The following is a 14501-nucleotide window of genomic DNA, read 5'->3' as shown; positions in this document are numbered from 1 at the left end:
CACGGAATCTTGCTCGTGTTTGCCACCCTAGCGAGGGACTTCCGAGCGTGCCGGGTGAGAACTCCCCTGCTACGCGGCAAGGTCGAGCACGACGACGCGCTCGGCGTTGTCGCCGATCAGCTTCGCCACCGGCAGGTGCGCGGGGTGATCAAGATACACGTCGCGCGCCGCAGCGTCGGCGAAGGTCACGACGAGGCCCCACTCGAACTCGCCCTCAAGACCCTCGGGGCTGACGCTCGGCCCCTCGGTGACAGACACGATCCCGGGGATCTCGGTGGCGAAACCGGTGATGCGTTCGGTCAGTTCGCGGCGAGCCTCGGGCGCGATCTCCCCTCGCCATTGAGTGAGCACGACGTGGACGATGTTTCCTTCACCAGCCATGTAGCAATCCTTGCACTCGGGCTCACCTCTGTCGCGCCTTTGTATGTGTACCGACAACATGCGTCACAGGTATCTCATCGCCGTTACTTTCACGGTTTCGACCCGACGGGCACTTGCCTTCGGGGCGCGTCCCGCTCCATTGCCTCCGGGAAGGTGAGCACACGGTGCAGTGACTGCGTGAGTTCGATCGACATGCGAGTGCTCTTCGGAGCGCAACTTGCGCGGGCGCGCCGGCCATGCTCGACTTTCCGTCGCCTTGCGATCGTGGGCAAGCGCAAGCCGCGCGAGGTGAAGTGGGAACCGATCATCGACCAGTCCATCTTCGACCGCCTCCAGCGCGTGTTCGACGACCCTGCCCGACGCACGACCATCTCCCCCGGCGTGAAGGGCGGCCGCTACTCCCTCGGAGGCGGGCTCGTGAAGTGCGGCGAGTGCGGCCACACGCTGACCTCCTATAAGAGAGGAACGAACCGAGACAACCGAGCAGGGCTCAGGTGCGCCAAGCACACGGGCGGGTGCGGAGGAATCACGATCGACTTCGACCGCCTCGAGCGGTACGTCTTCGACACGGTCGCCGCCGTCCTCAACGACTCCGACCGCTGGAAGCAGCGGAGCACGGTCCAGAGCGCGGGCGACATGAGCCGAGAGCTCGCCGAGCTCGACGCGAGGAAGCAGGAGCTGGACGAGCAGGCGAGACGGGCGACGAACGCCTACGTCGAAGGGCTGATGCCCGAGTCCGAGCTGAGGGTGCACTCCATCCGCATCCGCGAGGAGTGGACCGAGGTCGATCGCAAGGTCGCCGACCTGCTCGGATCGAGCCAACTGGACCGCGCCATGAGCAAGGGGCTGACGTGGGAGACGTGGACCTCCTGGACGCCCGAGAGGAGACTAAACTTCCTCCGCCTAGCACTCGACAGCATCGTGGTGTCCCGTTGGCCCACAGACGTGCCCAAGGGCCTCCCGACGCGCCGTACGGAGACCGCCGAGGAGCACCAGGCGAGGTTCGAACTGGGTCAGCGCGAGGCGCTGATCAAGCGGGTCCAGATCAACTGTAAGGACTAGTCCTCGGGGGCTTCGCCATCCGCATCTGTCTCATCATCTCCGGCGGGTCCGAAGTTGAAGTCATCAGGGCTGACGACCGGCAGAGGTACCGCCTCGTTGATCACACGGAGGAACATGTCCTGCGCAGCCTGCCGCGTGTACGGCCAGATCTGCATTGCCGCAACACGATTGATGAATCCTTGAAGCGCCTCGACGCTTAGGTGAACCGGCTGCTCGGGCTCGAACTCAGCCGCGTAATCGATTTCCACTGCGCAAACCGACTTGATCGACAGCTTCGTGATCAAGCGCACCGCAATCCTGTTTGGCGCGAGCGCGAATCGAACGCTCTCTTCGTGGTCGACGTCAAACGACTCGGGAACCGTGCCGTCGAAGTCGTCGTCGCGCTCGCCCGAGAGCTTGAACGGCTGTACCGACAGGAGCCTGACGCCTACCTCGCGAATGAGCTCTTCGACGGTCTCGACCTCTCGGACCTCGTCGTGCTCGTTCGTCACTTGTTGCTCCAGTCATAGGACGATGCCAGCAAGGAGTGGGTCGCCTTGCGGTCGAAACGCTGCGCACCAGACTTCTTGGCTACCTCACGCGACCACTGCGGAAGCACATCCGCCTGGACTTGCTGAGCAGTCAGGAAGCCGAGCGCAGTCAAGAACTCTTCGCGCACGACCAGAATCTCCTGCGTCGCGTCACGTTTCTGCCCCGGCGTTGCGTAGGGACCATCGCCGTCCGCAAGGTGGCCGTTGTAGCATTCAATCAACTCAGGGGACAGCGGCTCGGCTGAGTACTCGTCGAGGATCTGCTTCTTGTTTGCACGCAACCACGCGTAGACGTCAGACCACAGCCAGACCCGCATCGCAGCCGAGAAGGGCATGGGGAAGGCCTCGCGCCGCTCCCCCTCCGCCCACATGCGAACGGCCTGCCGAGTTGCGCCGGTTCGTTGAGCAATACCCGAGATGTTCACCAGATCGGTCTCGACGCGCACGGGCTCGATACCCATCTCCTTCAAGGCATGAATCGAGGCATCGAGTGTGTGCTCAGGCATGTCGGTCTCGACAAGGAAGTCAACGTAGGGCACGCCGTTGGCTTCACCACCACCGCGCGAACCCTCGATCTCGAACGTCTCGAACATCTGGTCGTCCGACAGTTCACGGACGACGATCGAGAATGCAATCTCAGACATCATCTCCTCCGCCAGGTCACGTGACTGTATCACGCCGTTGTCAAGTGACAACACCCATCTTAGAACGGAGATTCCTCGTCGTCAGGCTTGTGATCGCACCTGTTGTACGTCGACTTGATCACATCGAGAGTTCCGGAGGCCGTACCAAAGATCGCCTTCTTGCAGCCCGTGCGGCCCTCGTGGGGACACAAGAGGATCCCCTTGCTGTGCGCCGACTTGCCCCCCTCGCGCCAGCGCCACCCGTAGTCATCGATGAGCTTGTTCAGCAGGTCACGCGCGTCCTTGTCCTTCACCCAGGGCACTGCATCACCTCCTCGCTCGCATCGACGCGGACTACGCTACCCACCGCTCCGGACACGGGGGTGCCCCGTTGCCCCTGCGCCGGCGTGTCGGACCCCCCAATCGAATCTGCACACTACTTTCTACCAGCGACTTTCCTTCGACACGCCGATAGATGCCGATAACCATCGATGACTTGCGTGACGGGCGGAGTCCGGAGACCACAGCGAGAACTCACACGCAGAGCTACTCTCCCAACCCCGTGCATGCCTCTTCAGCCTCATTGACCTGAGGCTTGCGCTTCGGAAGCGGGCGACCCAGTCCCCACACCGAATCCGGCATCTTTGGGAGCCGGTCCGTGAGGAAGGCCGAGTAGACCCAGAGGTAGCGACCGAGAACGGCCAAGCCCACCAAGAACGCGATGACGAACGCGATCTTGATCCCCGGCGCTATGACGTACACCCCAGGGAGCATCGCGATGAGGGGTGCCACCACAGTCAGGACGGCAATGACCGCGAGCACCTTGAGCGCAATCTTGAACCCTTCACCGTCGGTCACCTTCGCGAGCGCGACCGTCAACCGCCGCCTAGACTCCCCTAGGCGCCGCTCCGACGCCTCGGTTTCGACGATCTCGCGGTGCGCGGTCTCGAGTTGGTTCTCAATCTTCGCCAGCTCGGCTTCGCGAACCTCCCGGAGGTCATCTAGAACCCCAACGCAGAAGTTGTTGGTCGCCCAGTTCGCACCAACCGCGTTTACAACGAAGTTGTAGTAGACCTGCGCGCGCACATGCTCCTCGGCACCGACATTGACGATCCGAAGCCGCGCGGTTGCCCAATCATACTGGTTGCCGACTGCGGCGAGGGTGTCGCTCAGCGCGACCCCCTGAGACAGCTGCTTGGCGAAGTCGGCATACCGCTGGATGAGACGCCTTGCCTCTTTCGCCGCCTTCGGGTCATGCACAAACTCAGCGTCAGCCAGTTGAAGTGCGGAACTCACTCCCTTGGGCTCGGTGGCCATCCGGAGTATGTCGGGAAACAGCACGAAGCGATGGGCGCGGTACAGAGAGTGATACATCTCGGCCGTAGCCTTCTTCTGGTTGAGCGCGGCTAGGTCACTCGCAGTCTCCTCAAGTTCCCGCGCCAGTCCACGCTTCTCGCCATGCATCGCAACGAAGCGTGAACCCAGAATGCCTCCGACGATGGCTATGAGGGCCGCACCCGACTGCACCATGGCACCGAGCAGGTAGTTCGCATCGCTGATGTCTGGATTACTCATGAGCCGAAGATAGCGGCTCAACCCCTCTCTTACGAGGGAAGACGCGGCACCCCACGGCACGATAGACAGTGAAGGTGAATAGTCTGGTGCCGTGCCAAGCAAAAGAGATGAGGCGATGGACCTCGCCGAAGAACTCCTCAAGGACATCGAGGAGCAGCGCATCGAGCCACGCCAGATCGTATTTCGGGCGCGGCGGCTAGCCCTCCTTCTTGGCGATGCCAGTGCCGACTATTGGCTCCGTCACGAAGCATCCGGCTATCGCAGTCATGACTACTTCGAAGCCAAGGACGCAGCATCCGCAGTCGGAAGACTGGACCACCCTGATGACGAAACGGCGCCCTTCAAACTCGCCTCGCTCACACGGCTGAAGCGCTACGCCGAAGATGCGTACCGCGGTGGGGACAGTGTGACCGGACTACGGGCAACGGATCTGATCGAGACAGTCGTGAACACCATTCACGCCTGGGTAGTGGACAAGTACCTCGAACTGAGGTTTGGCGGTGCGGCCGAGAGCGCATTTGAACTCTTGCGCGAACAAGTCGATCGCGACATCTCGCGACTCGCTCCAGACGCGGCACTAATGTTCTCGGCGGCGTTCGAGAACATTGACTCGGACAACCCCGAGCATTGGGCGAACGCAGCGAGCACGTGTCGGCGACTTCTAAGGGAGATTGCAGACCAGCTGCAACCATCATCAGAGCCGATCAACGGCAGGGACATGACCGCCGACAAGTACATCAACCGGCTCGCGTACTGGATCGAGCAGCGGGAGGCCAGCAGCACGCGTCGCGATGTCGTACTCAGCGACCTCGAGTTTCTCGGCAAGCGGCTCGACGCGTTCGACGACGCCGGCCACAAGGGGGCACATGCGACGGTCACCCGAGAGGAGGCATCGAGGTACCTCGTCGGAACCTACCTGCTCGCCGGTGACATCCTTGCGCTCGATCCTGGCGTCGTAGAGACGCTGACCGAGCAGGTGATGCGGCGGACAATGAGGTTCCTCGAGATGGACCGCGAAGTCACGGACGAAGACATCGAGGAACTCGACGCCGCGTTCGAAGACGACGATGCCTAGGTCATTATCTTCGCCAGGTCTGAGGCGTCCACCTCACGGCAGACCGGGGCTTGAGACCTCGGGAGTTCAGCTCGGCGGCGAGCGACTTCCAGCTCTCGCCCCGGTCTCGCCGTTCCAGCACGAACCGCATGACCTCCAACTCAGCGGGGATCGGCCCCTCCTTCGAGTAGCCGTAGCCGTCGCGGCCGACTGCCTTCCCTCCCTAAGCCTGCTTGGCCCTCCGACCGTCGCGAAGACACTTGACGGTCATCGCCCGATCCAGCTCGGCGAAAACGCCGGCCATCTGCCTCATGGCGGTGCGCATCGGGTCGTCTGGGTCGTCCTGAGGTACCAGCCCCTGATCGACCTAGTGCACCTCTCTCCCCTGCTTCCGCACCTCGGCGAGGATGACCTCCTGGGTGGTTAGTTGGCGCGCGAGACGGTCGAGGCGCGCGACGATCAGGCAGTCGGCCTCGTCGTCCTTCAGTAGCGCGAGCGCGTCCATGAGCCCGGTCACTCGTGCGCCGACAGCGTGCCCGATACGGCCTCGTCACTCAGCACCTCGACCCCTCCATGCCCTTCAGTTAGGCATAAGCACAGCAGGCAGCCTCCTGGACCTCGAGGCCGTGACCCTCGTCCACTTGACCCTGGGTCGAAACGCGCAGTTGGATGATGGCGTCCATCAGGCAGCCACCTCGACAGAACCGATCGCGTAGCCGCCGGTCGTAACGCGCCGGGCGTTCTTGCATACGTTCGGAACTACTCCGCAAGCACCCGGGACGCGGTCACCGGCAGTGACCGATATCGCGCCGAACACGGCGCTCTTCGGTTCGCTTAGCACTACGCCGCTTCGACGCTGCACGTAAGCGCCGACGTACACCCGATCAGAAGTCCACGCCAAACCATGCTGGCTGGATCCACGAGCAACAACGGCTTGCGATCCACGTGTAGCGAGACAGCACACGCTCGGCCGGCTGATGGCGTAGCCGCCCGACCTCTGCTTGTTGGTCAGCAGCACTAGCGGAGCACCGTTCCGGACTCGTTGCCGGCCGCCGCGATGATCGCCTAGCGCACCGTGGGAACCTCGCCCGCACCCATAGTCCGGTCACATACGCGCAGCACCCCGTTGATCGAGAGCGCCCTATTGGCCTCGCCAACGCCGACGTCGAACAGGTCAGCGCCCTCGACCAGAACACCAACGGCCCACTTCACGGTCAAGTCGAGGGCGCCCGTGCCCACGTGCTCGCAAATGGCCAACGTGGTGTCCTCGTTCGCGAGCATCTGCCGCGACGTCGAGGTCACGGGGCGATGACGCGCTGCGCAGGCCCAGATCAGCAGGCACAGCTGCCCCACTAAGTAGGCGCAACCCGCCCGCAGCGACGGGCGCCTATCGGCTCAATAGCCGTTCGGTCACCCCGATGTGCCATGAGTAAGAAGCGTTAACAAGAGTCCATCCATGGACTCTCTTGACTCTTCTTGCTCTTTGTGAAACTCTTGTGCAGAGAGGCGACCACCCAGGTAGCCGCTGAACGAACGGTATCCACGATGAACAGCATCGAAGTCAGCACCGCCACATACGAAAAGCTCCTCGTTGCGGCACAACTCATGGGTTGCACGGCAGGCCAAGTTGTCGATCGCATGGTGAGCAACCTTTCTGGAGCGGGCAGCGGAACAACGTCGATTGAGTCGACTGAGGACCGTCGAGAGGCACCCGTGGTGGCCACGCCCGCGACAGGTGAAGCCCAGGTTCCAGTATTCAAGATCTACAAGAACCACCGGATCGAGGGGGTGTTCGACATGAGCACCCACGAACTGCGGATCACCACTGCTCCCTGGAACCACAAAGTGTTCCCGTCACCAACAGCGGCCGCTGTCGATGTCGTAGTACGCATCTCTGGTGACACACGGGCCGTGCCGAACACCAACGGCCGCAAGTTCTGGAAAGTGAAGAGCACGGGAGACGACCTGCGTTCACTCATCGGTGAACGCTGACCTTGAGGTCAAGGACTGCCGACACGAACACGCGGACAGGTGGTTGGGGTTTCCATCTGACCACCCGTCCTCACCGATCCTGCCGGGTCAGCGCAAGACCGCGCCGAGTTCCTCGCTCACCGCCGCGACAATCGCCTCGCGCAACACGACGTCAACGAAGGTCACGAGGAACTCCACTAGAACTCGCCCTAAAGACCATCAGGTCTGACGCTCGGGCCCCGGCGACGGACACGATCCCAGTGATCCCCGTGGTGAAGGCGGCAACGTGTCCGGTCAGCTCGCGGCGAGCCTCGGGCGCGATCTCCCCTCGCCATTGCGTGAACACCACGTGGACGACGTTTCCTTCAGCAGCCATGTGACGACACTCCTAGTCGGGATCATCCCTGTCGCAATGGCGCTCTCGCGTCTAGCGTGGGCCTTATGAGCGTGACAGGAATCGGCGGACTGTTCTTCCGTAGCCGCGACCCGGAGGCGAGCGCCGCCTGGTATCGGGAGCACCTCGGTATCGATGCGGGCCAGGAAGGATCCGACGCAGTCTGGCAGCAGGAAGCCGGCATGACCGTCTTCACGCCGTTCGCGGCCGAGAGCGACTACTTCGCGGCCGACCAGCCCTTCATGCTCAACCTCCGGGTCACCGGACTCGACGAGATGCTCGCGCACTTCGACGAGGCAGGGATCGAGGTCGAGCGGCGACCCGAATGGGAGACGGAGTACGGCAGGTTCGTCCGCATCCACGATCCGGAAGGCCTTCCGATCGAGCTGTGGGAGATGCCCGCGTAAACCGACGCGCGCGGCGCTCTGCGGGTCGCCGACCGTCGATTTCAAAGTCCCTTGGTCGCTTCGGGGTCGGTGAACGCCGCGACTCCGCTCCATGGGGCGAGACTTTGGCGGACTTGCCGTTCCAGGTCGGCCCCACGCGCCTGCAGGACGACGTTCGGCATAGTGGTGCCATGTCTGAAGTGTCCTGCGTGTTCTGCCAGATTGTCTCGCGAGATCTGCCGTCCAGCATCGTGTACGAGGACGAGGATGTGCTTGGGTTCATGGACATTCAGCCTGCGACAACGGGCCACGTCCTTATCATCCCCAAGCGTCACTCAACAGGGCTCAACGATCTCGACGAGCACACCGGAGCAGCAATGTTTGGCGCAGCCCAACGCATTGCCGCCGCGATGCGCCGCTCGAACATCACATGCGAGGGTGTGAACTTCTTCCTTGCCGACGGGGAGGCGGCTTTCCAGGAGGTCTTCCACACACACTTGCACGTAGTCCCCAGAAGCACCGATGACGGCTTGAAGCTAGAGGCGTCATGGAGCGAGCCAGCACGTCACGAACTCGACGAGCTTGCCTCCCATATCCACGCCCACGTTTCAGCGACGAGGTCGACCAACAACTAGCCGGCTCGCCCGGCTGAGTCACATTGCTGGTACGAGCGACGGATACGTCACACGGTCACGCGCGAAGCGTGCCGCTCCAGCCGACCGTCAGGCTTCTCGGATAGCGTCATCGTTATCTGAAAGGGGAACTATGGAGTTCGAAGACAAGCTCGCCGCTCTCGCGAGCAAAGTTCAGGACCAGAAGGACGCTATCCAGACCGAAGAGGCGACGAAGAATGCATTCGTAATGCCATTCATCGCGACGATCCTCGGCTACGACGTCTTCAATCCGCTCGAAGTGGAGCCCGAGTTCACCGCAGACGTGGGAACGAAGCGCCACGAGAAGGTCGACTACGCCATCTTGCGAGACGGCGAAGTACAGATGCTTATCGAGTGCAAGAAGTCGTCCGGAAATCTCAAGATCGAGCACGCCTCTCAGCTCTTCCGCTACTTCTCAGTAACCAACGCGCGTATCGCGGTGCTTACCAACGGTCAGGTCTACAACTTCTATACCGACCTCGATGTCCCGAACCGCATGGACGATCGCCCGTTTCTAGTACTCGACCTCCTGGACATCGATCCGACTCTGATTCCAGAGCTCAAGAAGCTCTCCAAAGAGATCTTCGACATCGACTCAGTCATTAACGCTGCCGAGGAGTTGAAGTACGTAGGCTCTCTCAAGCGCGCCGTTTCCGCTGAGTTCAAGGAACCCAGCGAGCAGTTCGTCCGCCTGCTCACCAGCCAGGTCTACGACGGACGTTTCACGCAGGACGTCCGTCAGCAGTTCACATCACTCGTCTCGAAGGCCCTTCGCCAGTTCATCACTGAGCAGGTCAATGACCGTCTAAAGACGGCATTGGGGGCGTCTTACACCGCTCCCGCACCTTCGGGCGATGAAGCCCCGAGCGCAGCCGTGGAGAGCGAGCCCGTCGTTGAGGAAGACCTGAACCGCGATACCGAGATCGAGACGACGCTGGAGGAACTCGAAGGCTTCCAGATCGTCAAGGCCATCGCATGCGCCGAGGTGAAGCCGCATCGAGTGGTACATCGCGATGCAAAGAGCTACTTCGCGATCCTTCTCGACGACAACAATCGCAAGCCGATCGCACGTCTATGGTTCAACAACAAGAAGCAGAAGTACATCGGTCTTCTTGACGCGGACAAGAACGAGACTCGAGTGCCGATCGACAGCCTTGAGGACATCTACCTGCACATCGACGCGATTCGAGAGACGGTCCGACGGTACCTCGACGCGTAGCGGTCTCAAAGACGCGGAAGCCGCCACGAGGGGGCCGGGCCGAGAGGGCCCGGCCCCCTCGTGCTACACCTGCGCCACGAACGCCGCCGCCCGCAACTGCAGCTCCTCGACCTGCCGCAGTCTCGCCGCTTCGCGGTCGAAGTCCTCGTACCAGGCCTTCGGCGGGCGCCTGGCGTTGAGCGAGCACTGGAAGTCCTCGCAGACGAGCGTGCTGAGGGTGTTGCCATTCTTGCCCGCCGCGCCCGAGCGCTTGGCGTTATAGAGCACCACGTCGTTCGGGAGCGTGGTGTCGTTGCACCACGAGCACTGAGCCCTTGTGCGGGGCGTGGACCCGGGGTGACGGAACAGGATGCCGGTGAATTCGCCTTCGAGACCCGGCACGATCACATAGGCCCGTCGCTCGAGCTTGGGGTCGCGCCAGCCCAGGAAGTCGAGCCGCTCCCAGTCGAGCGCGTCGAAGTCGGCGGGAAGGGTGAGGTCGGATCGCTCCTTGCGGGAGGCGTTGACGAAGGACGCGCGGATGGCCGCAGGGGCGAGGGGAAGCATGGGGTTCTCTTTCTGGAGTGCCCGGGCGCGGGTCGCGCGCCGCACGGGCGAGGTGATTTCAGGTGCGCTTCAACAGGCCGCGCCGTATAGCGCAGCCCGGGGCGGGACTACCTGATGTCGGCGCATCGAGCGCCGACCACCTCCTGAGAACTCACCCGGAAAGTGTACGTGCCGACGGCCCATGCGCCCTCACCCGCACGAAGAGCGGCAGGCGGGCCATTGCCCGCCTGCCGCCCCTGCGTCCGCTTGAGAGTGAGCCGCGCTAGCGCAGCACCGCTCCGAACTCCTCGCCTGCCGCCGCGATGATCGCCTCGCGCACCGCGAGCACCTCATCAGCACCGAGCGTCCGGTCCGCGGCACGCATCACGACATTCACCGCGAGCGACTTCTTGCCCTCGCCGATCTGCTCGCCCGTGTAGACGTCGAACACGTGCGCGTCCTCGACCAGCTCGCCGCCGGCCGACTTCACCGAAGCGACCAGGTCGCCTGCCGCCACGTGGTCCGGGACCACGAACGCGAAGTCCTCCTTGGCCAGCACCTGCTGCGAGACCGGGCTCGCAGGCGCGATGCGCCCCTCCGACTCGGCGATCATGTCGTCCAGGATCACCTCGAAGCCCACCGTGCGCGGCGGGAGTCCGAGGTTCTCGCACACCTTCGGGTGCATCTCCCCCGCGACACCCACGGGCGTGCCGTCGGACAGGCGGAACGTCGCGGCGCGACCAGGGTGCAACGGCATGGTCGAAAGCCCGGGGAACGGATCCCGCGAGACCTGGAGAGTCACGCCGCACGCGTCGGCGATGAGGTTCACCATGGCGATGGTGTCGGTCCAGTCGAACGCCTCGGCACCGTGGTTCCACGACGCGGGCACGCGGTTGCCGACCATGATGCCTGCGGCGCGGCGCGGCTGACCCGGCAGGGCCTCGTTGAGCCGCTCCACGTCGTCGGGCGTGATGGTGCTGCCGGAGAACGACGTGGGCACCTCACCGATGTGGTCGGCACGGTACGCGCGGCCGATCTCGTACACCGCCACGTCCTGGGCGCCACGGCCCAGGTTCGTCTTGACCGCGTCGATCAGCGTGGAGGTGAGGCCGGTCCGCATGAGCGGCATGGCCGCGGACAGCGGGTTGGCAAGGCGCACTGCCTGCACGCGACGGATGTCGTCAGCCGGCACGAGCATGTCGTCCAGCCGCTGCTCGGACATGAACGGGTACGTGAGCACCTCGGTCAGACCGGCCTCGGCCAGGCTGCGCGCCACGGACCTGCGCACCTTCTGCGAGTGCGTGAGGCCACGCCCCGGGGGCGCGACGGGCAGCACGGAAGGCAGGCTCTCGTAGCCCTCGAGGCGCGCGACCTCTTCCACGAGGTTCACGGGCGCCTCAAGGTCGGGACGCCACGTGGGCGGCGTCACCGAGAGCATGCTCCCGGACACCTCCACCTTGCAGCCCACCTGCTCCAGCGAGTCCACCACGACGTCCTGGCGGTACTCCACGCCGACGATCGTGCCGGGGAACGAGGCATCCATCGAGATGGGCCGCACGGGCTCCACGTCGTTGATGTCCGTGTAGATCTCGTCCAGCTCACCGCCGCCGAACTCCTGCATGAGGCGCAGCGCACGCTCGATCGCGTACGGCGGCAGAGCGGTGTCCACGCCGCGCTCGTAGCGTCGCGACGCCTCCGAGCCCAGCTTGTGACGGCGCGCGGTGCGGGCAATAGTGATCGGGTCCCAGTGCGCCGCCTCGAGCAGCACGTCCGTGGTGGTGTCCGAGATCTCGGTCTCCAAGCCACCCATGACGCCGCCCAGGCCGATGACGCGCGAGCCGCGCCCGTCGGGCGAGTCGCACACCAGGATGTCCTCGGGGCTGAGCTTGCGCTCCACGTCGTCCAGGGTGACGAGGGTCTCCCCCGGCTTCGCCCGACGCACCTGGATGGGCGCGTGCACCTTCGCCAGGTCGTAGGCGTGCAGCGGCTGGCCGAGCTCGAGCATCACGTAGTTCGTGACGTCCACGGCCAGGGAGATGGGGCGCATGCCCGCCTGATCCAGACGACGCTTCATCCACGTGGGGCTGGACGCCTTCGGGTCGAAGCCACGCAGGATACGGGCCGCGAAGCGGTCGCAGCCCACACGATCACGGATGGGCGCCTGGTCGTCGATGTCGACCTCGAAGCCCGAGCCGCGCTTGCTGGTGAGCTCCACCTTCGCGGGGTCGCGCAGCGGCTGACCGGTTGAGTGCGCGTACTCGCGCGCCACGCCGCGCACCGAGAACGAGTAGCCGCGGTCCGGCGTCACGTTGATCTCGATGGTCTGCTCGTCGAGCCCCAGCAGCGGGATCGCGTCGGCACCGGGCACGAGCGCCTCGTCGGGCACGGACGCCCCGGCGAACACCTGGGACTCCCCCGAAGGCGACTTGAGCACGATGATGCCCGAGTGGTCCTCACCCAGGCCCAGCTCCTTCGCGGAGCAGATCATGCCATCGGACCAGTGGCCGTACGTCTTGCGGCCACCGATGGGGAACGGACCGGGCAGCACGGCGCCGGGCAGCACCACGACCACGAAGTCACCCTCGACGAAGTTGTGCGCACCGCACACGATGCCCTTCGACTCCGGGTAGTCGACCTTGTTGTCGGGCTTGTGGCCCGGGCCGGCGGGGTCGTTGTGCTCGCCGACGTCCACGCGGCAGTAGTTGATCGTCTTGCCGTTGGACTGCGGCTCCTTGACGAGCGACATCACGCGGCCGATCACGAGCGGGCCCGTGACGGAGCCGCCCTCGATGCCCTCCTCCTCGAGACCCACCTTCACGAGCGCCGCGGCGACGTCCTCGGCGGTGGAGCCGGGCAGCAGGTCGATCGACTCTTCAAGCCACTTGAGCGGAATCTTGGGCATGTCAGATCTCCATCCCGAACTGCTGGGAGAAGTGCACATCCCCCTCGACCATGTCACGCATGTCCTTCACGCCGTGGCGGAACATGAGCGTGCGCTCGATCCCCATGCCGAAGGCGAAGGCTGTGTACTCGAACGGGTCGATGCCCGCGGCGATCAGCACGTTCGGGTGCGTCATGCCGCAGCCGCCCCACTCGATCCAGCCGGTGCCGTGGCAGGTGCGGCACGCCGCATCCTGGCCGCCGCACACGAAGCAGCGCAGATCCATCTCCGCGCTCGGCTCGGTGAAGGGGAAGAACGACGGGCGCAGGCGCGTCACAGCGTCAGGCCCGAACAGCGACCGGGCGAACGCGTCGAGCGTGCCCTTGAGGTGCGCCATGGTGAGGCCCTTGTCCACGGCCAGGCCCTCGATCTGGTGGAAGACCGGCGTGTGCGTCGCGTCCAGCTCGTCCGTGCGGAACGTCTTGCCCGGGCAGACGACGTAGATGCCGCGCCCCTCGTGCACCAGCGCGTCACGACGCTCGAGCGCCGCACGCACCTGGACTGGCGACGTGTGCGTGCGCAGCAGCAGCCCCGACTCGGGCGGGTCGATGAAGAACGTGTCCTGCATCTCGCGCGCCGGGTGGTCAGGATCGAAGTTCAGGGCGTCGAAGTTGAACCACTCCGCCTCCATCTCCGGGCCTTCGGCCACCTCCCAGCCCATCGCGACGAACGTGTCGCACATGGTCTCCTGAAGCGTCTCCAGCGGGTGGCGTGCACCCTTGAGGCCGCGCTGCACCGGCAGCGTCACGTCCACCGTCTCCTCGAGCAGCACGCGGGCGTCACGCTCCGCCTCCAGCTCCTCGGTGCGGGCCGCGAGCGCCTTGCCGAGCGCGCCGCGCGCGGCACCCATGGCCTTGCCTGCGGCGGCCTTGTCGGCGGGCTCCACGTCCTTGATGGCGCGGTTGGCGAGAGTCAGAGGCGCCTTGTCGCCGGTGTGGGCGATCCGCGCCTCCTTCAGCTCGTCGAGGGTGGTGGCGGCGGCGAAGGCGGCGAGCGCCTCGTCGACAGCCGCCTGGACGCCGTCGGCGTCGAGCGGTGAAAGGTCGGTCATGGCTGCTTTCCTTGAGGGAATGTCCGTGCGGGAGTCTACCGGCGCGGGCGGGGGCAGCGTGGCGGCCGCGCGCGCGTCTCAGGCCCGGCGGTCCTCGCCGGGCCTAGATAAAGACGCCGCCAGCGCTGGGCGCGGC

16 protein-coding genes are annotated in these 14501 nt (G+C 64.5%); 6 read left to right on the top strand and 10 right to left on the bottom strand.

What is annotated here, in order from left to right; translation table 11 throughout:
• Positions 1-69 precede the first annotated feature (69 nt).
• Complete coding sequence (locus tag QQX04_RS12035; protein WP_301129530.1) at positions 70-381, bottom strand: Dabb family protein; 312 nt, start codon at positions 379-381, stop codon at positions 70-72.
• A 264-nt stretch (positions 382-645) separates the two neighbouring features.
• Here QQX04_RS12035 and QQX04_RS12030 point away from each other — a divergent pair, with 264 nt between their 5' ends.
• Positions 646-1443 (top strand): recombinase zinc ribbon domain-containing protein, encoded by a 798-nt coding sequence (locus tag QQX04_RS12030; protein WP_301129528.1) that lies wholly within the window; start codon positions 646-648, stop codon positions 1441-1443.
• On the opposite strand, the gene QQX04_RS12025 is transcribed toward QQX04_RS12030, so the two are convergent.
• The 4 genes from QQX04_RS12025 to QQX04_RS12010 all read right to left on the bottom strand — a co-directional run bounded on the left by QQX04_RS12025 (position 1440) and on the right by QQX04_RS12010 (position 4171).
• Complete coding sequence (locus QQX04_RS12025; RefSeq protein WP_301129526.1) at positions 1440-1934, bottom strand: hypothetical protein; 495 nt, start codon at positions 1932-1934, stop codon at positions 1440-1442. The genes QQX04_RS12030 and QQX04_RS12025 overlap by 4 nt on opposite strands.
• Positions 1931-2617: a hypothetical protein gene (locus tag QQX04_RS12020; protein WP_301129524.1), complete on the bottom strand. Its 687-nt coding sequence runs from the start codon at positions 2615-2617 to the stop codon at positions 1931-1933. The genes QQX04_RS12025 and QQX04_RS12020 overlap by 4 nt, the downstream gene beginning before the upstream one ends.
• 59 nt (positions 2618-2676) lie before the next feature.
• Entirely contained in the window at positions 2677-2919 is a 243-nt protein-coding gene (locus tag QQX04_RS12015; RefSeq protein ID WP_301129523.1) for a hypothetical protein, read from the bottom strand.
• A 223-nt stretch (positions 2920-3142) separates the two neighbouring features.
• Positions 3143-4171, bottom strand: coding sequence for an MntP/YtaF family protein (locus QQX04_RS12010; protein ID WP_301129521.1), 1029 nt, complete (start codon positions 4169-4171; stop codon positions 3143-3145).
• Between the two features lie 115 nt (positions 4172-4286).
• Here QQX04_RS12010 and QQX04_RS12005 point away from each other — a divergent pair, with 115 nt between their 5' ends.
• A complete protein-coding gene (locus QQX04_RS12005; protein ID WP_301129519.1) occupies positions 4287-5246 on the top strand; it encodes a hypothetical protein in 960 nt (319 codons plus the stop codon).
• A 346-nt stretch (positions 5247-5592) separates the two neighbouring features.
• Here QQX04_RS12005 and QQX04_RS12000 read toward each other — a convergent pair whose 3' ends face one another.
• Entirely contained in the window at positions 5593-5742 is a 150-nt protein-coding gene (locus tag QQX04_RS12000) for a recombinase family protein (RefSeq protein ID WP_301129516.1), read from the bottom strand.
• A gap of 548 nt (positions 5743-6290) precedes the next feature.
• Positions 6291-6527 carry a hypothetical protein gene (locus tag QQX04_RS11995; RefSeq protein WP_301129514.1) on the bottom strand — a complete coding sequence of 79 codons (237 nt, stop codon included), beginning with the start codon at positions 6525-6527 and terminating at the stop codon, positions 6291-6293.
• Between the two features lie 243 nt (positions 6528-6770).
• Here QQX04_RS11995 and QQX04_RS11990 point away from each other — a divergent pair, with 243 nt between their 5' ends.
• The 4 genes from QQX04_RS11990 (at position 6771) to QQX04_RS11975 (ending at position 9848) form a co-directional block, all read left to right on the top strand.
• The gene (locus QQX04_RS11990; protein WP_301129513.1) at positions 6771-7217 is read left to right on the top strand and encodes a hypothetical protein; all 447 of its coding nucleotides are present in this window, start codon (positions 6771-6773) and stop codon (positions 7215-7217) included.
• A gap of 420 nt (positions 7218-7637) precedes the next feature.
• Positions 7638-7997, top strand: coding sequence for a VOC family protein (locus QQX04_RS11985; RefSeq protein ID WP_301129511.1), 360 nt, complete (start codon positions 7638-7640; stop codon positions 7995-7997).
• 170 nt (positions 7998-8167) lie between these two features.
• A complete protein-coding gene (locus QQX04_RS11980; RefSeq protein ID WP_301129509.1) occupies positions 8168-8611 on the top strand; it encodes an HIT family protein in 444 nt (147 codons plus the stop codon).
• A gap of 130 nt (positions 8612-8741) precedes the next feature.
• Positions 8742-9848, top strand: coding sequence for a type I restriction endonuclease (locus tag QQX04_RS11975; RefSeq protein ID WP_301129508.1), 1107 nt, complete (start codon positions 8742-8744; stop codon positions 9846-9848).
• 63 nt (positions 9849-9911) lie between these two features.
• Here the strand turns inward: QQX04_RS11975 and QQX04_RS11970 are convergent, their stop codons facing one another.
• From QQX04_RS11970 to pheS, 3 genes are all read right to left on the bottom strand, one after another.
• Complete coding sequence (locus QQX04_RS11970; RefSeq protein WP_301129506.1) at positions 9912-10394, bottom strand: FBP domain-containing protein; 483 nt, start codon at positions 10392-10394, stop codon at positions 9912-9914.
• Positions 10395-10656: 262 nt separating this feature from the next.
• Positions 10657-13275 carry a phenylalanine--tRNA ligase subunit beta gene (gene pheT / locus QQX04_RS11965; RefSeq protein ID WP_301129504.1) on the bottom strand — a complete coding sequence of 873 codons (2619 nt, stop codon included), beginning with the start codon at positions 13273-13275 and terminating at the stop codon, positions 10657-10659.
• Position 13276: 1 nt separating this feature from the next.
• Positions 13277-14365, bottom strand: coding sequence for a phenylalanine--tRNA ligase subunit alpha (pheS, locus tag QQX04_RS11960; RefSeq protein ID WP_301129502.1), 1089 nt, complete (start codon positions 14363-14365; stop codon positions 13277-13279).
• Between the last annotated feature and the right edge of the window lie 136 nt (positions 14366-14501).

The organism is Demequina zhanjiangensis, from assembly GCF_030418315.1.
Classification (GTDB): Bacteria; Actinomycetota; Actinomycetes; order Actinomycetales; family Demequinaceae; genus Demequina; species Demequina zhanjiangensis.
This window is presented reverse-complemented; position numbering and strand designations above follow the sequence as displayed.

Excerpts from the sequence above, each read along its gene's own strand:
- QQX04_RS12035 (WP_301129530.1), bottom strand. The coding sequence starts at position 381 with ATGGCTGGTGAAGGAAACATCGTCCACGTCGTGCTCACTCAATGGCGA.
- QQX04_RS12020 (WP_301129524.1), bottom strand. The coding sequence starts at position 2,617 with ATGTCTGAGATTGCATTCTCGATCGTCGTCCGTGAACTGTCGGACGAC.
- QQX04_RS12010 (WP_301129521.1), bottom strand. The coding sequence starts at position 4,171 with ATGAGTAATCCAGACATCAGCGATGCGAACTACCTGCTCGGTGCCATG.
- QQX04_RS12005 (WP_301129519.1), top strand. The coding sequence starts at position 4,287 with ATGGACCTCGCCGAAGAACTCCTCAAGGACATCGAGGAGCAGCGCATC.
- QQX04_RS11990 (WP_301129513.1), top strand. The coding sequence starts at position 6,771 with ATGAACAGCATCGAAGTCAGCACCGCCACATACGAAAAGCTCCTCGTT.
- QQX04_RS11985 (WP_301129511.1), top strand. The coding sequence starts at position 7,638 with ATGAGCGTGACAGGAATCGGCGGACTGTTCTTCCGTAGCCGCGACCCG.
- QQX04_RS11980 (WP_301129509.1), top strand. The coding sequence starts at position 8,168 with ATGTCTGAAGTGTCCTGCGTGTTCTGCCAGATTGTCTCGCGAGATCTG.
- QQX04_RS11975 (WP_301129508.1), top strand. The coding sequence starts at position 8,742 with ATGGAGTTCGAAGACAAGCTCGCCGCTCTCGCGAGCAAAGTTCAGGAC.
- QQX04_RS11970 (WP_301129506.1), bottom strand. The coding sequence starts at position 10,394 with ATGCTTCCCCTCGCCCCTGCGGCCATCCGCGCGTCCTTCGTCAACGCC.
- pheT (WP_301129504.1), bottom strand. The coding sequence starts at position 13,275 with ATGCCCAAGATTCCGCTCAAGTGGCTTGAAGAGTCGATCGACCTGCTG.
- pheS (WP_301129502.1), bottom strand. The coding sequence starts at position 14,365 with ATGACCGACCTTTCACCGCTCGACGCCGACGGCGTCCAGGCGGCTGTC.